Origin of the sequence: Bradyrhizobium sp. ERR14, assembly GCF_014198235.1 — a bacterium.
Lineage (GTDB): Bacteria > Pseudomonadota > Alphaproteobacteria > Rhizobiales > Xanthobacteraceae > Bradyrhizobium.
The window spans coordinates 453,002-469,558 of sequence record NZ_JACIHD010000003.1 but is presented as its reverse complement, the minus strand read 5'-3'; the positions used below and the strand labels follow the sequence as shown (position 1 = coordinate 469,558).

General features: G+C 64.8%; 19 protein-coding genes. 10 read left to right on the top strand and 9 right to left on the bottom strand.

The features are described from left to right. Nucleotides 1-119: 119 nt before the first annotated feature. Genes hslU through hslV form a run of 4 tightly spaced genes read right to left on the bottom strand, consistent with a single transcriptional unit; the run spans nucleotide 120 to nucleotide 3,134 of the window. The gene (hslU, locus tag GGD62_RS12005; protein ID WP_092251328.1) at nucleotides 120-1,424 is read right to left on the bottom strand and encodes an ATP-dependent protease ATPase subunit HslU; all 1,305 of its coding nucleotides are present in this window, start codon (nucleotides 1,422-1,424) and stop codon (nucleotides 120-122) included. 49 nt (nucleotides 1,425-1,473) lie between these two features. Then, on the bottom strand, nucleotides 1,474-2,091 hold the full coding sequence (locus GGD62_RS12000) for a DUF2585 domain-containing protein (protein WP_018323530.1): 618 nt from the start codon (nucleotides 2,089-2,091) through the stop codon (nucleotides 1,474-1,476). After that, a complete protein-coding gene (locus tag GGD62_RS11995) occupies nucleotides 2,088-2,570 on the bottom strand; it encodes a GNAT family N-acetyltransferase (RefSeq protein ID WP_183708598.1) in 483 nt (160 codons plus the stop codon). Before GGD62_RS11995 ends, GGD62_RS12000 begins: the two co-directional genes overlap by 4 nt. A 3-nt stretch (nucleotides 2,571-2,573) precedes the next feature. Further along, nucleotides 2,574-3,134: an ATP-dependent protease subunit HslV gene (gene hslV / locus GGD62_RS11990; protein WP_018323528.1), complete on the bottom strand. Its 561-nt coding sequence runs from the start codon at nucleotides 3,132-3,134 to the stop codon at nucleotides 2,574-2,576. Nucleotides 3,135-3,325: 191 nt separating this feature from the next. On the opposite strand from hslV, the gene hisB reads away from it, so the two are divergent. The 8 genes from hisB to GGD62_RS11950 all read left to right on the top strand — a co-directional run bounded on the left by hisB (nucleotide 3,326) and on the right by GGD62_RS11950 (nucleotide 8,580). Continuing rightward, nucleotides 3,326-3,919, top strand: a complete 594-nt coding sequence (hisB, locus tag GGD62_RS11985) for an imidazoleglycerol-phosphate dehydratase HisB (protein ID WP_183708596.1) — start codon at nucleotides 3,326-3,328, stop codon at nucleotides 3,917-3,919. Between the two features lie 67 nt (nucleotides 3,920-3,986). Beyond that, entirely contained in the window at nucleotides 3,987-4,517 is a 531-nt protein-coding gene (locus tag GGD62_RS11980; protein WP_018323526.1) for a DUF2628 domain-containing protein, read from the top strand. Next, entirely contained in the window at nucleotides 4,514-5,164 is a 651-nt protein-coding gene (hisH, locus tag GGD62_RS11975) for an imidazole glycerol phosphate synthase subunit HisH (RefSeq protein ID WP_183236541.1), read from the top strand. Before GGD62_RS11980 ends, hisH begins: the two co-directional genes overlap by 4 nt. 166 nt (nucleotides 5,165-5,330) lie before the next feature. Then, the gene (gene hisA / locus GGD62_RS11970) at nucleotides 5,331-6,068 is read left to right on the top strand and encodes a 1-(5-phosphoribosyl)-5-[(5-phosphoribosylamino)methylideneamino]imidazole-4-carboxamide isomerase (RefSeq protein ID WP_183708594.1); all 738 of its coding nucleotides are present in this window, start codon (nucleotides 5,331-5,333) and stop codon (nucleotides 6,066-6,068) included. A 3-nt stretch (nucleotides 6,069-6,071) separates the two neighbouring features. Next, complete coding sequence (gene hisF / locus GGD62_RS11965; RefSeq protein ID WP_183708592.1) at nucleotides 6,072-6,845, top strand: imidazole glycerol phosphate synthase subunit HisF; 774 nt, start codon at nucleotides 6,072-6,074, stop codon at nucleotides 6,843-6,845. 90 nt (nucleotides 6,846-6,935) lie between these two features. Beyond that, the gene (locus GGD62_RS11960) at nucleotides 6,936-7,256 is read left to right on the top strand and encodes a phosphoribosyl-ATP diphosphatase (protein ID WP_018323522.1); all 321 of its coding nucleotides are present in this window, start codon (nucleotides 6,936-6,938) and stop codon (nucleotides 7,254-7,256) included. Nucleotides 7,257-7,283: 27 nt separating this feature from the next. Next, entirely contained in the window at nucleotides 7,284-8,240 is a 957-nt protein-coding gene (gene coaA / locus GGD62_RS11955) for a type I pantothenate kinase (RefSeq protein ID WP_018323521.1), read from the top strand. A gap of 100 nt (nucleotides 8,241-8,340) precedes the next feature. Beyond that, on the top strand, nucleotides 8,341-8,580 hold the full coding sequence (locus GGD62_RS11950) for a hypothetical protein (protein ID WP_026202945.1): 240 nt from the start codon (nucleotides 8,341-8,343) through the stop codon (nucleotides 8,578-8,580). A gap of 4 nt (nucleotides 8,581-8,584) precedes the next feature. Here GGD62_RS11950 and GGD62_RS11945 read toward each other — a convergent pair whose 3' ends face one another. The 5 genes from GGD62_RS11945 to GGD62_RS11925 form a co-directional block, all read right to left on the bottom strand. Continuing rightward, nucleotides 8,585-9,643, bottom strand: a complete 1,059-nt coding sequence (locus tag GGD62_RS11945) for an AI-2E family transporter (RefSeq protein WP_183236542.1) — start codon at nucleotides 9,641-9,643, stop codon at nucleotides 8,585-8,587. 228 nt (nucleotides 9,644-9,871) lie between these two features. After that, nucleotides 9,872-10,501, bottom strand: coding sequence for a histidine phosphatase family protein (locus GGD62_RS11940; protein WP_183708590.1), 630 nt, complete (start codon nucleotides 10,499-10,501; stop codon nucleotides 9,872-9,874). A 104-nt stretch (nucleotides 10,502-10,605) separates the two neighbouring features. Then, nucleotides 10,606-12,843 carry a PAS domain-containing hybrid sensor histidine kinase/response regulator gene (locus GGD62_RS11935; protein WP_183236544.1) on the bottom strand — a complete coding sequence of 746 codons (2,238 nt, stop codon included), beginning with the start codon at nucleotides 12,841-12,843 and terminating at the stop codon, nucleotides 10,606-10,608. 147 nt (nucleotides 12,844-12,990) lie between these two features. Then, entirely contained in the window at nucleotides 12,991-13,464 is a 474-nt protein-coding gene (locus GGD62_RS11930; protein WP_183708588.1) for a hypothetical protein, read from the bottom strand. Between the two features lie 109 nt (nucleotides 13,465-13,573). Beyond that, entirely contained in the window at nucleotides 13,574-15,112 is a 1,539-nt protein-coding gene (locus tag GGD62_RS11925) for a YifB family Mg chelatase-like AAA ATPase (protein WP_183708587.1), read from the bottom strand. A 228-nt stretch (nucleotides 15,113-15,340) separates the two neighbouring features. On the opposite strand from GGD62_RS11925, the gene GGD62_RS11920 reads away from it, so the two are divergent. Both GGD62_RS11920 and GGD62_RS11915 read left to right on the top strand, forming a co-directional pair. Next, a complete protein-coding gene (locus GGD62_RS11920; RefSeq protein WP_011083489.1) occupies nucleotides 15,341-15,586 on the top strand; it encodes a PilZ domain-containing protein in 246 nt (81 codons plus the stop codon). Between the two features lie 179 nt (nucleotides 15,587-15,765). Next, nucleotides 15,766-16,539 carry a tetratricopeptide repeat protein gene (locus GGD62_RS11915; protein ID WP_183708585.1) on the top strand — a complete coding sequence of 258 codons (774 nt, stop codon included), beginning with the start codon at nucleotides 15,766-15,768 and terminating at the stop codon, nucleotides 16,537-16,539. The last annotated feature ends 18 nt before the right edge of the window (nucleotides 16,540-16,557 follow it).

Sequence of the window (16,557 nt, the reverse complement as noted above, 5' to 3'; positions counted from 1 at the left end):
AAGGCTGGAGCCGCCATCTTTTCTAACAAGGACCGCTGGTGGTTATGGGTCCCTGCGCCCGTGCGCAATAGCGCGCTAGGCGGGGACGACAGCGGAATAGATAGCGGACTGAATCCAAATTACAAAATAAACCGGCTCAGATCGGCGTTCTTGGCGAGATCACCCACGTGCTTCTGCACGAAATCCGCATCCACCTTGACGGTCTCGCCGCTGCGGTCGGGGGCGGTGAAGGAGATCTCGTCCAGCACCCGCTCCATCACGGTCTGCAGCCGGCGCGCGCCGATGTTCTCGACGGTGGAGTTGACGGCGACCGCGACGTCAGCGAGTGCGTCGATGGCGCCGTCGGTGATGTCGAGCGTCACGCCCTCGGTCTGCATCAAGGCGACATATTGCTTGATCAGCGAGGCCTCGGGCTCGGTCAGGATGCGGCGCATGTCGTCGCGGGTCAGCGCCTGCAATTCGACGCGGATCGGCAGGCGGCCCTGCAATTCCGGCAGCAGGTCCGACGGCTTTGCGACGTGGAAGGCGCCGGAGGCGATGAACAGGATGTGGTCGGTCTTGACCGCGCCGTGCTTGGTCGAGACCGTGGTGCCCTCGATCAAGGGCAACAGATCGCGCTGCACGCCCTCGCGCGAGACGTCGCCGGCGGCACGGCCTTCGCGCGCGCAGATCTTGTCGATCTCGTCGAGGAACACGATGCCATTGTTCTCGACCGCATTGATCGCCTCCAGCGTCAGCTGATCGGTGTCCAGCAGCTTGTCGGATTCCTCGTTGACGAGGATCTCGTGCGAGCCCTCGACCGTCAGCCGCCGCGTCTTGCTGCGGCCGCCCAGCTTGCCGAAGATGTCGCCGATCGAGATCGCGCCCATCTGCGCGCCCGGCATGCCCGGGATCTCGAACATCGGCATGCCGCTGCCGCCGCCTTGCGTCTCGATCTCGATTTCCTTGTCGTTGAGCTCGCCGGCACGCAGCTTCTTGCGGAAGGATTCACGCGTCGCGGAAGAGGCATTGGCGCCGACCAGCGCGTCGAGCACGCGCTCCTCGGCGGCGAGCTGCGCGCGGGCGTGCACGTCCTTGCGCTTCTTCTCGCGGACCTGGGCGATCGCGACCTCGACGAGATCGCGCACGATCTGCTCGACGTCGCGGCCGACATAGCCGACCTCGGTGAATTTGGTCGCTTCCACCTTCAGGAACGGCGCATTCGCCAGCTTGGCGAGCCGCCGCGCGATTTCCGTCTTGCCGACGCCGGTGGGGCCGATCATCAGGATGTTCTTCGGCAGCACCTCCTCGCGCAAGGAGCCTTCGAGCTGCTGCCGGCGCCAACGGTTGCGCAGCGCGATCGAGACGGCGCGCTTGGCGTCGGCCTGGCCGACGATGAAGCGGTCGAGTTCGGAAACGATTTCGCGGGGAGAGAAGTCTGTCATGTCTGTCTAGCTAGGGCGGGAGGCGGTTAAGGACAAGTCGCTTTTTAGGTCAGATGATGGGCGGACCCGATTGCCATTGCTTCACGGCTTCGATCGGATGGATCAGCATCAGGATATTGAGCGTCAGATTGTCGCGAATGTGCAGCGCCAGCATGATCTCGAATGCGAGCCCGAGCAGGACCGTCGCACTGACAGGCAGCGCGCGTGCAGCGAGGAACCCCAGCATCATGGCCAGATTGTCGGAGACCGAATTGACGATGCTGTCGCCGAAATAATCCAGCGAAATCGTGCCGGCGCGGTAGCGTTCGATGATGAAGGGCGAGTTCTCGACGATCTCCCAGGCGCCTTCGATCAGCATGGCGATGATCAGGCGGGCCGGCCAGGACAGAGACAGCAGGGGCAATCGCGCAAACAGCAGCCAGGTCAGGCCGTAGAACAGGAAGCCGTGGAGGACATGCGAGAAGCTGTACCAGTCGGCGATATGCTGGGAATTCTCCGAGCTGTTCACCACGCCGTGCCACAGCTTGACATAGCCGCAGGTGCAGATCGGCACCCGCCCCATCGCGAACAGGATCGCGGCCTGCAGCGCCAGCAGCAGCAGCGCGATGCCGGCCCAGGCGAGCGGCGGAAACGCCGTCTTGACGGTGGTGGTTGCGGCAAGCGTCATGGCTCTCGGATCATCAGGAGGGCGGGACCATCGGGCGTAACGATCTCGTGCTGCGGCACGAATCCAGCCTTCTCATAGGCACGAATTGCGCGCGGATTGGCGGGGCTGGGGTCGATCACGATGCGCGGCACGCCGCGGGCAAAGAGCTGGTCGATGAAAGCGCGGATGAAAGCGGAGCCGTGGCCGCATCCGAGCATGTCGGCCTCGCCGATGAACTGATCGAGGCCGCGGGTCCCTACGGGCTGCGGGCCGAAGCTGACATGCCAATCGCTCATCTGGTAGCACTGCAGATAGGCGAAAGACCGGCCGTCAAGGCTGACGATGAACTGCGCCAAGTCGGGATGCTCGAGGTCTCCGCCGACGAACTCGAGCGACTCCGGATCATGCCACCATTCGGCAACATGCGGCGCGTCCAGCCAGCGCCGGATCATCGGCAGATCGGCCGCGGTCATCGGGCGGAAGGTGTAGGCGGGCGCCATGGCCTATCCCGCTGCCAGGCTCTCGATCGTCAAATTCCGGTTGGTGTAGACGCAGATGTCGGCGGCGATGTCGAGGGAGCGGCGGACGATGGTCTCGGCGTCCTTGTCGGTGTCGAGCAGGGCCCGTGCCGCCGCCAGCGCGTAATTGCCGCCGGAGCCGATCGCCATCACGCCGGCCTCGGGTTCGAGCACGTCGCCGGTGCCTGTCAGCACCAGGGAGACGTCCTTGTCGGCCACGATCATCATGGCCTCCAGCCGCCGCAAATAACGGTCGGTACGCCAGTCCTTGGCCAGCTCGACCGCGGCCCGGGTCAGCTGCCCCGGATATTGCTCGAGCTTGGCTTCCAGCCGCTCAAACAGGGTAAAGGCGTCGGCGGTGGCCCCGGCAAAGCCGCCGATCACGTCGCCCTTGCCCAGTTTTCGGACCTTCTTGGCGTTGGACTTGATCACGGTCTGGCCGATCGAGACCTGGCCGTCGCCGCCGACCACCACCTTGCCGCCCTTGCGGACGGTCAAGATCGTGGTGCCGTGCCAGCCTGGCGAGCTGTTCTGGGAATCCTGCATGAATGATCCTCGTTGTTCGGCCTGATTTAGGCGGTCGGGGGCGGGGGCACAACGGGCCGTTCCGGACCGAATTTCGCTCACCATAGGTGGAAGTGCCGGCCTGCCAAGGCGATCCCGCGGTAGCGAAGGCGTCATTTGGCTGTTAAAAGACCGGCGTTTTCGGCCCCGAGCCAGGATGAGAGCTAGTTTCAATGCGCACCGCGACGATCAAGCGCAAGACCAAGGAAACCGACATCGAGGTCTCCGTGAACCTCGATGGCACCGGCGTGGCCAGCATCGCGACCGGCATTGGCTTTTTCGACCATATGCTCGATCTCCTCGCCCGCCATTCCCGTATCGACCTCACGGTCAAGGCGGTGGGCGATTTGCACATTGATTACCACCATACCACCGAAGACACCGGCATCGCGCTCGGCCAGGCGGTCAAGCAGGCGCTCGGCAACATGGCGGGCATCACCCGCTATGCCGGCGTGCACATGCCGATGGACGAGACGCTGTCGCGCGTGGTCATCGACATCTCGGGCCGCCCGTTCCTGGTGTTCAAGGCCGACTTCCCCCGCGACAAGATCGGCGAGTTCGATACCGAGCTGGTGCGCGAGTGGTTCCAGGCCTTCGCCATGAACGCCGGCGTGACTCTCCACGTCGAGACCCTATATGGCGATAACAGCCACCATATCGCCGAGTCCTGCTTCAAGGGCCTGGCGCGGGCGCTGCGCACCGCGGTCGCGATCGATCCGAAAGCGGCGGGAGAAATCCCGTCCACCAAGGGCTCGCTCGGCGGCTGACCTCTTTCGGCCGGGCGGCTGCGCGCCGCTTGCGGCATCACTGAATCCTTAAGAACGGGGCATCACCATGCCTGTCTACACAGTTCATGCTCCCTCCCCTGCCGGAGCCGATCTGCGCGCGACCGACAAGTTCGTGTTCGTGCGCGACGGATTCCATTTCTGGGCGATGATCCTCGGTCCGTTCTGGCTGCTGTGGAATCGGCTGTGGCTGGCGCTGATCGGCTGGGTGGTTTTCGTCGCGGCGTTCAATGCGGGACTGTCCAGCCTCGGCGTCGGACGCGGCTCGATCTTCTTCGCCGATCTCATCGTCGCGCTGCTGATGGGCTTCGAGGCCTCGAGCCTGCGTCGCTGGACGCTGTCGCGCGGCAAATGGCGGCAGCTCGACGTGGTGGTTGGCGATGACGAGGACACCGCCGAGCGCCGCTTCTTCGAGCGCTGGAGCCAGAAGCAGCACGGCATCGTCAACGATCAATGGGCGGTCGATCGCGGTGGCCCGCCGCCGACCCGCAGCGTGCCGGGTCAGCAATTCTCGAATCCGCCGCCGCTTCCGGCCGGCGGCATCATCGGGTTGTTTCCAGAACCGGGAGGGTCAAGATGAGCGTCGCCATCATCGATTACGGTTCCGGCAATCTGCATTCCGCCGCCAAGGCGTTCGAGCGCGCCGCGCGCAGCCTCGAAAATCCGCAGAAGGTCTTCGTCACCAGCGATCCCGATCAGGCCTATGAGGCCGACCGTCTGGTGCTGCCGGGCGTCGGCGCCTTTGCCGATTGCCGGCGCGGGCTCGACGCCGTCAACGGCATGGTCGAGGCGATCACCGAAGCGGTGCGCGTCAAGGCGCGGCCGTTCTTCGGCATCTGCGTCGGCATGCAGTTGATGGCGACCCGTGGCAAGGAGCATGTCACGACCGATGGCCTGAACTGGATCGGCGGCGATGTCGAGAAGATCACGCCGCGCGACGAAAGCCTGAAGATCCCGCACATGGGCTGGAACACGCTCGACGTGCTGCAGGAGCATCCGGTGCTAAACAAGCTGCCGCTCGGTCCGAAGGGCCAGCACGCTTATTTCGTGCACTCCTACCACCTCAACGCCGCCAACGAAGCGGACGTGCTCGCGCGCGCCGATTATGGCGGGCCTGTCACCGCGATCGTCGGCAAGGACACCGCCATCGGCACCCAATTCCACCCCGAGAAGAGCCAGCGCTTTGGCCTCGCTCTGATCTCGAACTTTTTGCGATGGAAACCGTGATGCCTACCGCTCTTGTTACCTCCCCCCTTGTGGAGGAGGTCGAATGCGCAGCATTCGGGAGGGGGGTAGCGGCAACGGCGGTGCCCGTGGCTTATCCCCCTCCCCAACCCTCCCCCACAAGGGGGAAGGGAGCGCACCGTGTGCGCAGAAAAATTCTGGCTCAATCATGATTCTCTTTCCCGCGATCGATCTCAAGAACGGCCAATGCGTGCGCCTCGAGCAAGGCGACATGGCGCGTGCGACGGTGTTCAACCTCAATCCTGCGGCGCAGGCGCAGAGCTTTGCCGAGCAGGGCTTTGATTATCTCCACGTCGTCGACCTCGACGGTGCCTTCGCCGGCAAGCCGGTGAATGCCGAGGCCGTCGAGGCGATGCTGAAGACGATCAAGATCCCTGTGCAGCTCGGTGGCGGCATTCGCGATCTCGCCACCGTCGAAGCCTGGCTCGACAAGGGCATCACCCGCGTCATCATCGGCACCGCCGCGGTGCGCGATCCGGAGCTGGTGAAGGCTGCCGCGAAGAAATTCCCCGGCCGTGTTGCGGTCGGGCTCGACGCCCGCGACGGCAAGGTCGCGGTCGAAGGCTGGGCCGAAACCTCGCAAGTGACCGTGCTGGAGATCGCAAAGCGCTTCGAGGATGCCGGCGTTGCCGCCATCATCTTCACCGACATCGCGCGTGACGGCCTGCTCAAGGGCCTGAACCTCGATGCGACCATTGCGCTGGCCGACGCCATCTCGATTCCCGTGATCGCCTCCGGCGGCCTCGCCTCGATCGAAGATGTGAAAGCCATGCTGACGCCGCGCGCCAGGAAGCTCGCCGGCGCGATTGCCGGCCGGGCGCTCTATGACGGCCGGCTCGATCCAGCTGCGGCCCTCACCTTGATCCGCGACGCGCGCAGGAGCTGACACATGTTCAAGGTGCGCGTGATCCCTTGCCTCGACGTCAAGGACGGCCGCGTCGTCAAGGGCGTCAACTTCGTCGATCTCAGAGATGCCGGCGACCCCGTCGAAGCCGCCATCGCCTATGACGCCGCCGGCGCTGACGAGCTCACTTTCCTCGACATCACCGCGACCCATGAGAATCGCGGCATCATGCTGGACGTGGTCCGGCGCACGGCGGAAGCCTGCTTCATGCCTGTGACCGTCGGCGGCGGCGTGCGTGAGGTCAACGACATCAAGACGCTGCTGCGCGCCGGTGCGGACAAGGTCTCGATCAATAGCGCCGCTGTATCCCGGCGCGAGTTCGTCAAGGAAGCGGCCGAAAAATTCGGCGAGCAGTGCGTGGTGGTTGCGATCGATGCCAAGCGCGTCAAGCGCCCCGGCGGGGACCGCTGGGAGATTTTCACCCATGGCGGGCGCAACTCGACTGGCATCGACGCGATCGAATATGCCCAGGAAGTGGTCTCGCTCGGTGCCGGTGAAATTCTGCTGACGTCGATGGACCGCGACGGCACGAGGCAGGGATTCGACATCCCGCTGATCCGGGCGATCGCCGACAGCGTTGCCGTCCCCGTGATCGCCTCGGGCGGCGTCGGCAATCTCGACCATCTCGTTGACGGTATCCGCGACGGCCACGCCACGGCCGTGCTGGCCGCCTCGATCTTCCATTTCGGGGAATTCACCATCCGCGAAGCCAAGGAGCACATGGCCCGGCGCGGACTGGCCATGCGCCTCGATGCATGACGACTCCCGTTCATAAAAGTGCTACATGAGGTAGCGGGGAATGGCCTCCGTGGCCAAGTGTGTTGCCAAGCGTGTTTCCGAGTAATTCCGATGCCGCGTTTCACGATCCACGATCTGGCCGAGACCATCGACGCCCGCGCGGCGGCGGGCGGCGAAGCGTCCTATACCCGCAAGCTCCTCGACAAGGGCGCCGAGCATTGCGCCAAGAAGTTCGGTGAGGAAGCAGTCGAAACCGTAATCGCAGCAGTCGAAAACGATCGCGCGCATCTGATCGCCGAGAGCGCCGACCTGCTCTATCACTTCCTTGTCTTGCTCAAGGCCCGCGGCGTAAAGCTGGAAGAGGTGGAAGCGGCGCTCGACAAGCGTACGAATATGTCAGGGTTGGAAGAGAAAGCGTCGCGTAAGGGCTAGTATAAGCCGCAACGGAAAGGTCGCGTTATGGATATCCGCGCACCCGAGCAGCAGTATAATCCGTACCGCATCTATTCGCGCGAGGAGTGGGCGCGTCTGCGCGACGATACGCCGATGACGCTGGAGCCGGGCGAGTTCGACAGGCTGCGCTCGCTACACGATCGCCTCGATCTCAAGGAAGTCGAGGATATTTATCTTCCGTTGTCACGCCTGCTCTCGATCTATGTCGATGCGATGCAGCGCCTGTATTATGCAGAGCGCCAGTTCCTCAACATCCGCGACCGCAAGGTGCCCTACATCATCGGCGTCGCCGGCTCGGTCGCGGTCGGAAAATCAACCACGGCCCGCGTGCTCCAGGCCCTGCTGGCGCGCTGGTCGCCGCGCCCGAAGGTCGAACTCATCACCACCGACGGATTCCTCTATCCGAACGCCGTGCTCGACCGGCAGGGCATCATGCAGAAGAAGGGCTTTCCGGAAAGCTACGACCTGCCGCTGCTGCTCAGCTTCCTGTCCGACATCAAGTCCGGACGCCGCCATGTGCGTGCGCCGGTCTACTCGCATCTGACCTACGACATCGTGCCGAACCAGTGGGCCGAGATCGACCAGCCCGACATCCTGATCGTCGAGGGCGTCAACGTGCTGCAGACCGGCAAGCTGCCGCGCGACGGCAAGGCGGTGCCCGTAGTCTCCGACTTCTTCGATTTCTCGGTCTATATCGACGCCGACGAAGCCGCGCTGCGGCAATGGTACATCAAGCGCTTCCTGGCGCTGCGCGACACCGCATTCACCAATCCGAAGTCCTACTTCAACCGCTATGCGCTGTTGTCGGACGAGGAAGCCACTGCCACCGCGATCGCGATCTGGGAACGCACCAACCTCGCCAATCTCGAGGACAATATCCTGCCGACCCGCCCTCGCGCGACGCTGATCCTGAAGAAGGGCGCCGACCACACCGTGGAGAGCGTGGCGCTCAGGCGTCTGTAATCGCGGCGGTCGGCGGATCCAGCGCGTTCGTGCAGCGGTGTCTTTTGTTGCAGACCGACGAGAGGTATTGGGCTAAGACCTTGGAAAACGCGAGGTCTCGATGGTTGATCGTCTCAGAAGTGCTGCGGAACAACTCGAAGCACCGACCTGTCCGGATTGCCATGTCGAGATGAGGTGGTTCCGCTCGGAACTGCTCGCGGACGAGCCGGTTCCGGTGATCGCGCATCTCTTCGTATGCCCGCATTGCAAGCGGGCGGCAAAGACGGACACCGTCTTCCAGGGCACTTCGGGGCCGCCCGACAAGCTCTCCGCGCCGCGCTTCATCGCTTACGCCGCGTAGCAGGTCATTTCCGGGCTTCCTGTTGCTCTTTCGAGCGGACGTAGACCTGCCAGGCCGTCAGGAACATGGCCGCGACGAGCGGGCCGATGACGAAGCCGTTTGCACCGAAAGCCGCAAGGCCGCCCAGGGTGGCGAGCAACACAATGTAGCTTGGCATCCGGATCGACTGCCCGACCAGGATGGGGCGAAGAAAGTTGTCCGCAAGGCCAATCACGAAGGTGCCAAAAGCGAGCAGGATGATTCCCTTCGTGACTGAGCCTGCCACGAGCAGATAGAGCCCGGCCGGAAACCACACCAGTGCGGAGCCAAGCACGGGCAGAAGCGAGAGCAGCGCCATCAGCGCGCCCGCCAGGAGCGGTGCGGTCAGTCCGAGCAACCAGAAGATCACCCCGCCAAGCGCGCCCTGAATCAGGGCAACGAGGATGATTCCCTTGATCGTCCCGCGTACCGCCAGGGTGAACGCAGTCAGAATCTCGGCGCTGTGGCTCGCACGCAGCGGCAGGGCGTCGCGGATGCGCGCGTTCAGCTCGTCACCGTCGCGCAGCAGAAAGAACAGCAGGTACAACATCACGAGCAAGCTTGCGACGAATTCGAGGGTCAACTGACCGATGTTGATCGCGTGCCCGGCCAGCTGTTGGCCGGCCGGGACGAGCAGACCCGACAGGCGTTCCTTCAGGGCCGAAAAATCGATGCTGGCGAGGCGATCCGCCATGGGAGCAGCCCAGTCAGGCAGTGCGGATTTCAGCTGCTGAAGCGGATGAGCAAAGCTGATCTCCCCCGACTGAACCCGCTGATACAGCTCCCCTCCCTGGTCGATGAGCGAGGCGATGACGATCGCGACAGGGATCAAGACGATCACCACCACGACGACGACGGTGGAGAATGCGACAAGGTTGCGCTTTCCCGGGAGGATTTCCAGGAAGCGTCGATAAAGCGGGGCGAAGATGATGGCCAGCAGCGTGGCCCACAGCAATGCTCCGGAGAAAGGCCAAAGCACCCAGCCAAACGCGACCGTGATTGCAGCAAGCAATACGAGAAATGAGCGGTCTTCCGATGTTCTCACGTGTTCGCCAGCCTTTCAGTCGGAACTCACAAGACGTGGGTATCACAAGACGATCGTGCGGGGGCAAGTCGGGCAAGGTCAATCTGTCCGCGGCGTTTCGGCAATGTCCCGGCAAATCTCAGTTGCCGAGACATTGGCCGGATACCGTCCGCGTGAGCCGGCTCGTCGGGAGCCCGGGGAAATCCGGCCCCTCCATCACACCAGCGAACAGGGTCGAATGCGGGCGCTTCACTTGCCGGCTTTGGCGCTCCAATCTGCAGGCTTGATGCGTCCGGCAAAGGTGGCGGGGCCGGAGATGCCGGCCTTGTAAACGAAGGCCTCGCCTTCCCCGACGTCACCGGCCTCCTTGCCGAAGGCATCGGCGATGTTCGTCTTGTGGGTGACCAGGAAATTGTTGGTACCAGCTTTCGGCGGCGCGTCGACGAGCTGGCGCACCGCCTGTCCGGCCTTTGCATTGGCGCCGGTCGGGTTTGCCATTCCCGATGCGCTGGCGTTGCTGCTGTCCGTCAACGCGTCAACCGGCTTGACTTCGCGGCCGGAGATCAGCTTGCCGGCCTCGATCGCACGGTTGAGTCGGCTGGTGTAGACATCGCCGATCGGGATCTCGAGGTCCTTGACCGCTGCCCCGATCTGGCGCGCCATGTCCCTGCCCTTTTCGCTGAGCTGACGCTGGGCGCTCATGTCGTCGAACTTGAAGGGGTAGACGTCCTTTTGACTGTCGTCGGTGGCGGTGTGCCGAAAGATCAGCACGTAGCCGCCTTGCTTGAGCGAGGCGATGAGCTCCGGCGTATCGGCCGCGGCGTGTCGGGAAAATCCAGCGAGAAGAACAATGAATATGAGGCGGCAAAGCACGGTCATGCGCGAAACCCTCCTGCAAAGGCCCCCGGAGGATGGTGGCGCGCAACGCGGTCGATTTCAATTATCGATTGCTGACGGGACGAAGTTCCCGTGAGGTTTTCGGATCAGACAGCCAGCCGCCGTGACGCCGCCAGCCCTGCCAGCGCTTCGTCCAGCTTGTCGCGATCGAGCGGCTTGATCAGGAATCCGTTCATGCCCGCCTCGAAGCAGGCATAACGGTCCTCCACCAGCGTATTGGCGGTGAGCGCGAGGATGGGCGTGTGGTGGCCGCCGGTCGCGGCCTCATGCGCGCGGATGCGCTTCGTCGCCTCGATGCCGTCGAGCTGCGGCATCTGGATGTCCATCAGCACGAGATCATAGGGCGTGCCGGCCGATGAAGCGGCGAGCCAGGACTCCAGCGCGGCCTCGCCGTGCACGGCGATGACGACGCGATGGCCGAGCTTCGTCAGCAGCGAGCGCATCAACAGCGCGTTGATCTCGTTGTCCTCGGCGACGAGGATCGACAGGCCTTTGGTCGCTGCTTTGGCCGGTGTCGCGCCGGCAGCTTCCGCCGGTGGTTCCGGCGCCAGATCGGGCGAGGCCACCTCCGGCGTCATCGCAAGGCGCGCGGCGAGCGAGGCCGCCCGCAGCGGCTTCACCAGAAAACCGGTGAAGGCCGGCGACAGCTTTTCGTGACGCGAGCTGGAGGTCAGCAGCACGAGGCGCTGCAGCGCATGCGCGCGGGCCAGTTCGCCCAGCTGGTCGGCCGCGGCAGGGCCGATCGCACGATCGATCAGCACCGCGTGCCATGAGCGTTCCGGCAGCAGCGCTTCGGCGACCGCGGCATCCGCAACCATGCAGGTCTGGCCACCCCAGCGCTCGAGGCGCCGCGCGATCAGCGAGGCCTCGATGCCGTCGGCGACGAGGAGCATCGACTTGCCGGTGAGGTCGGGGCTCGGAAAGGCCGTCTGTCCCGCACTGGCTTGCGAGGGCGGAAGCGGCACCGCGATCTCGAAGGTCGAGCCTTTGCCCGGCTCGCTTGCGAGCGTGATCCGGCCGCCCATGCGCTTGACGATGCGTTCGCTGATGGCAAGGCCAAGCCCGGTGCCGCCATAGGTGCGGGCGACGCGCTCGTCGGCCTGCTCGAATTCGCGGAAGATGCGCTGCTGCGCCTCCGGCGCAATGCCGATACCGGAGTCGCGGACCAGGAAGCTGATCTCGTTCGGCCAGATACCGGGCTCGACGATCAGCGCGACGCCACCGCTCCCGGTGAACTTGATGGCGTTGCCGGCGAGATTGAGCAGCACCTGGCGCAGCCGCGCCGCATCGCCGACCACCTCCAGCGGCAGGCGCTCGTCGACATAGGCGGCGATCTCCAGCGTCTTGGCCTGCGCGCGGGGCGCGAGCAGCTCGGTGATCTCCTCGACCAGGGTCGAGAGCGCGAAGGGACGCTGCTCCAGATCAAGCTTGCCGGCCTCGATCTTGGAATAGTCGAGCAGTTCCTCGATCAGCGCCATCAAGGCTTCGCCCGAGGTTTTCACCGCTTTGGCATAGGTCGCCTGCTCCGGGGTCAGATTGGTGTCGAGCAGGAGGCCGCCCATGCCGATGATGCCGTTCAGGGGGGTGCGGATTTCGTGCGAGGCCATCGCGAGGAAGCGCGATTTCGCGCGGTTGGCAGCGTCGGCCTGGTCGCGCGCGTCGGACAGAGCGCGTTCGGTCTCGGTGCGGTCGGTGACGTCGCGTCCCACGCTCTGCAATTCGGCGGGCTGTCCGGCATCGAGGCGGACATAGCCTTCGCGCCAGGCGATCCAGCGCGCGCCGAGCGGGGTTGCGATCTTCTGGTCGTGGATGCGTGTGCCGCTGCTTTCGCGGGCGCTGTCGCCCTGCTCCAGCACGTCGAAATCGAAACGCGTGCCGACCAGCGCGCTGCGCGCTTGTCCCGCGAGCGCGCAATAGGCTTCGTTGGCAAAGGTGATACGGCCATCGGTAGCGCGCAGCACGATGAGGTCGCCCTGTTGCTCGAACAGGCTGCGGGCGCGTTCTTCCGCTTCCTTCAGCTCCCAATTGCGGTCGATCAGCGCCTCGTTGTGGGCGGCGAGGGTGCGCAGCCGCTTGTTCACGAAACGCAGGCGCATGCTCAGCGTCGCAAGGCCGAGGCAGGCGAGCGCGAACAGGAAGCTCGCGCCGATCGCAAAGGTGTGGGGATCGTAGCCGGAGCTTTCGGACCGGCTGCCGGACACGAAACCATAGGCGCCGCCGAACGTCGCCGAGAAGATCATGAAAGAGCGGATCGCGAAGGCGATGCGGGGATGCTGTCGCCTGAAACGGCGCATGCGCACCTTGATCCGGAACGTCCGACCCATCGCACCGACCCCGACTCTTTCTCGAATCCCGCCACCCGCCGTCTGCGACGATGTCGCGCCGACCTTGCGAACAGCTTGAGGCTTTGGCGCTGCCTCCAAACAGGACTAACGAGGTGTTAACGCCTCACAGCCTGATCTCGGCGCGCTTCAGAGCGAGGCGGCCTGGAGCGGGAGCGGGCGATGGCCGCCATGGGCGCCGACGATCAGCGCCGCGGCCTCGCGCTGCGAGAACGACTTCGAGCGCACATAGATGCGGTAATCCGCCGGCCCTTCGGTGGAGAGATAGATCACCTGGCCGCCATCGACGGGCTGAGCGGCAATCGAGACCCGGCGCGTCGAGGGATTGGCCTGACAGGAATCCGGCTCGGAACCGAGACCGTCGTCGACCACGGCGAAGTCCGCAGTATCGGCATCGTCGGTGATCTGAACCCGCACCGTGGCCCGGGCGGGATCTTCGGTGAAGGCGACATGGACGGCGGCCGTCCAGAACAGGGAGGTGAGCTCGACCGAGGTTTCGCCGAGGGCGATGCAGGGATTCGAGACCGAACCGATCTCCGCGCGGGCGAACACCGCAGCCGCCAACAAGGGAACAACCGAGGCCAGGAACTTGAAACGCAACATGACACTCTACTCGCCGGGGCCCGGGGAACTCGTAATTGAAACTTAGCGGGCCTTATGGTTTGCAGAGCGTAAAGGAAACTCGTTACCGCCGGGTTGATGCGCGGAATGATCAAGCCATCTGCCGCACATCCTCCGCGAGTGCGCGGTAGGACAAGGCTTCGGCAAGATGCAGCCGGCCGATCTTGTCGGCGCGATCGAGGTCGGCCAGCGTGCGCGCCACCCGCAGCACGCGGTGATAGCCGCGCGCCGACAGCCGCATGGTCTCGGCGGCGTCGTGCAGCAACTTCTGGCCCTGCGCGTCCGGCTTTGCGATCTCCTCCAGCACGGAGGCTGGGGCCTCGGCATTGGTCCGAACCTTGGGCAGGCCGGCATCGGCATAACGCGCGAGCTGAATGTCGCGCGCCGCGGCCACGCGGGCGGCGACCTCGGCGGAGCCTTCCGCCGGCGGTGGCAGGATCAGATCCGCCGCGGTCACGGCCGGCACTTCGATGCGCAGGTCGATGCGGTCCATCAGCGGGCCGGAGATGCGCGCCTGATAGTCGCCGGTGCAGCGGTCGACGCGGCCGCGCTTGCAGGCATAGCCCGGCTCGAACGCGTTGCCGCAGCGGCACGGATTCATCGCCGCGACCAGCATGAAGCGGGCAGGGTAGGTGACGCGGTGATTGGCGCGCGACACCGCGACTTCGCCGTTCTCCAGCGGCTGCCGCAGTGAATCCAGCACGCGCGGATCGAACTCCGGCAATTCGTCGAGGAACAGCACGCCCTGATGCGCCAGCGAGATCTCGCCGGGTTTTGCACGCGTGCCGCCGCCGGTGAGCGCGGCCATGCTGGCGGAATGATGCGGCGAGCGGAACGGCCGCCGCGCGGTCAGCGCGCCGCCCTCGATCTCGCCGGCGACGGAGGCGATCATCGAGACCTCGAGCAGTTCGCTCGGTGACAGCGGCGGCAGGATCGAGGGCAGGCGCGCCGCCAGCATCGACTTGCCGGCGCCGGGCGCGCCGATCATGAGCAGATGATGCCCGCCGGCGGCGGCGATCTCCAGCGCGCGCTTGGCGCTTTCCTGACCCTTGATGTCGCGCAGGTCGAGCGTCGAGGCGGCGGGCTCATGCACCTTCGGTGATGGCCGCGACAGCACCTGCGTGCCCTTGAAGTGGTTGGCGATCTGGATCAACGAGCTTGCCGCGATGATCTGGATGTTCGGGCTCGCCCACGCCGCTTCGGAGCCGCACGAGACCGGGCAGATCAGCCCTTCCTCGCGCATATTGGCGCCGAACGCGGCGGGAAGAACGCCGGCCACGGGCGCGATCGAGCCGTCGAGGCCGAGCTCGCCGAGCACGGTGAAGCCGGTCAGCGCATCCGGCGGGATCGCGCCGATCGCCGCCATCAGGCCGAGTGCGATCGGCAGGTCGTAATGACTGCCTTCCTTCGGCAGGTCGGCCGGCGCCAGATTGACGATGATCCGCCGCGCCGGCAGCGCCAGGCCGGAGGCGATCAGCGCCGAGCGCACCCGCTCGCGCGCCTCCGACACCGCCTTGTCCGGCAGGCCGACGATCGCGAAGGCCGGCAGGCCCGGCGCGACCTGCACCTGCACGTCGACCGCACGGGCCTCGATCCCCTCAAAGGCGACGGTGGAAACCCGTTGAACCATGCTCAAACCAGCCTGCCCCTCTCGCACAATTAGGGGTAGCAGAGGCGGGCGGTTTCCGCAAGAACAATACGGGAACGATCTGGGACGGGGAGCAAGCCCTAACCAAACGTAAACACCACGCCGACACTAAGCCTCGAATGCCACCCTCTGTCCTCAGCACATTCCAACGAATGTCCGCTACTCCTAAGGCTGCGGGATGGGCCGTGGTCTAACGGGTGAACAATTCAAATGCTTGCAAATCGCCGGAGAAGCGAACGTCGGGTATGCAGCCGGCTCGCCAAGATCCATTTTGGCGCGGGCTCGCTGCCGCGGGACTGCACGATCACCGATATTTCGGATGGCGGCGTGAAAGTGGTGGCGGAATTCCTGGAAGTGCCGCCGCAATTCACCATCATCTTCGCACCCGATTATTCCCGCCAGTGCCGCCTGCGCTGGCGCATCGGCTGCGAATTCGGTGCCGAGTTCACCGACTAAAGCGCGACGCGATGAGGATGAATCGCATCGCGCTTTAGGTTATTGTTCAAGCATGATCTTTTCGGAAAACCGCTGCGCACTTTTCCGGATCATGCTTTGAGATCTCCCAAGCCGCGTCCTTAACGGGAATTTAGCGTTAATCGGTAAGCATCTCTGATCAGTTGCCGAGTGATCAGAGTATGTCCAAGCGTTCGTCCCTCGCCTCTCCCCCGGCGAGATTGCTGCTTCCCGCACTTCTGGTGCTCGCCTTGGGTGGCTGCCAGACCGCCGGCATCGAGGATGTGACCGGCGCGCTCGGTGTCAGATCGGAAACGGCCGTCAAGGCCGATGCCAAGCCGGAAATGGATGCGTTGCGCGAGCGCTATCGCGCCAAGCCCAGTGATCCCAACATTGCGCTCGCCTACGGCAAGGCGCTGCGCGAGTCCGGCCAGCGCGCGCAGGCGGTTGCGGTCATGGAGCAGGCGGTGCTCGCCCATCCCAGCAACAAGGCGCTGCTCGCCGGCTATGGCCGCGCGCTCGCCGACAGCGGCAATTTCCAGCAGGCCTTCGACGTCCTCAGCCGCGCGCATACGCCCGAGGATCCGGACTGGCGCATCCTGTCGGCGCAGGGTGCCGCGCTCGATCAGCTTGGCCGCAACGAGGAGGCGCAGCAATATTATGCCGCGGCGTTGAAGATCGTGCCGGACGAGCCGACCGTGCTGTCCAATCTCGGCCTGTCCTATATGCTGCAAAACAATTTGCCGAAGGCCGAACAGGTGCTCGGCCGCGCTTATCAGCGCAATCAGAACGATGCGCGGGTCCGCGCCAATCTCGCGCTCGTGCTGGGATTGCAGGGCCGCGAGGCCGAGGCCGAAATCCTCGTGAAGGCCGATTTGCCGCCGGACCAGGCCACGGCCAAGGTCGCGGCGCTGCGGCAGCTGCTGGCGAAGAAGCAGCAGCGGGCGGACAAGTAATCCGCCCCTCCTGGTGTA

Excerpts from the sequence above, each read along its gene's own strand:
- hslU (WP_092251328.1), bottom strand. The coding sequence starts at position 1,424 with ATGACAGACTTCTCTCCCCGCGAAATCGTTTCCGAACTCGACCGCTTC.
- GGD62_RS11980 (WP_018323526.1), top strand. The coding sequence starts at position 3,987 with ATGCCTGTCTACACAGTTCATGCTCCCTCCCCTGCCGGAGCCGATCTG.
- hslV (WP_018323528.1), bottom strand. The coding sequence starts at position 3,134 with ATGCAGGATTCCCAGAACAGCTCGCCAGGCTGGCACGGCACCACGATC.
- GGD62_RS11995 (WP_183708598.1), bottom strand. The coding sequence starts at position 2,570 with ATGGCGCCCGCCTACACCTTCCGCCCGATGACCGCGGCCGATCTGCCG.
- hisF (WP_183708592.1), top strand. The coding sequence starts at position 6,072 with ATGTTCAAGGTGCGCGTGATCCCTTGCCTCGACGTCAAGGACGGCCGC.
- GGD62_RS11925 (WP_183708587.1), bottom strand. The coding sequence starts at position 15,112 with ATGGTTCAACGGGTTTCCACCGTCGCCTTTGAGGGGATCGAGGCCCGT.
- hisB (WP_183708596.1), top strand. The coding sequence starts at position 3,326 with ATGCGCACCGCGACGATCAAGCGCAAGACCAAGGAAACCGACATCGAG.
- GGD62_RS11920 (WP_011083489.1), top strand. The coding sequence starts at position 15,341 with ATGCTTGCAAATCGCCGGAGAAGCGAACGTCGGGTATGCAGCCGGCTC.
- GGD62_RS11960 (WP_018323522.1), top strand. The coding sequence starts at position 6,936 with ATGCCGCGTTTCACGATCCACGATCTGGCCGAGACCATCGACGCCCGC.
- GGD62_RS11950 (WP_026202945.1), top strand. The coding sequence starts at position 8,341 with ATGGTTGATCGTCTCAGAAGTGCTGCGGAACAACTCGAAGCACCGACC.
- GGD62_RS11915 (WP_183708585.1), top strand. The coding sequence starts at position 15,766 with ATGTCCAAGCGTTCGTCCCTCGCCTCTCCCCCGGCGAGATTGCTGCTT.
- GGD62_RS11930 (WP_183708588.1), bottom strand. The coding sequence starts at position 13,464 with ATGTTGCGTTTCAAGTTCCTGGCCTCGGTTGTTCCCTTGTTGGCGGCT.
- hisA (WP_183708594.1), top strand. The coding sequence starts at position 5,331 with ATGATTCTCTTTCCCGCGATCGATCTCAAGAACGGCCAATGCGTGCGC.
- GGD62_RS11935 (WP_183236544.1), bottom strand. The coding sequence starts at position 12,843 with ATGGGTCGGACGTTCCGGATCAAGGTGCGCATGCGCCGTTTCAGGCGA.
- GGD62_RS11940 (WP_183708590.1), bottom strand. The coding sequence starts at position 10,501 with ATGACCGTGCTTTGCCGCCTCATATTCATTGTTCTTCTCGCTGGATTT.
- hisH (WP_183236541.1), top strand. The coding sequence starts at position 4,514 with ATGAGCGTCGCCATCATCGATTACGGTTCCGGCAATCTGCATTCCGCC.
- coaA (WP_018323521.1), top strand. The coding sequence starts at position 7,284 with ATGGATATCCGCGCACCCGAGCAGCAGTATAATCCGTACCGCATCTAT.
- GGD62_RS12000 (WP_018323530.1), bottom strand. The coding sequence starts at position 2,091 with ATGACGCTTGCCGCAACCACCACCGTCAAGACGGCGTTTCCGCCGCTC.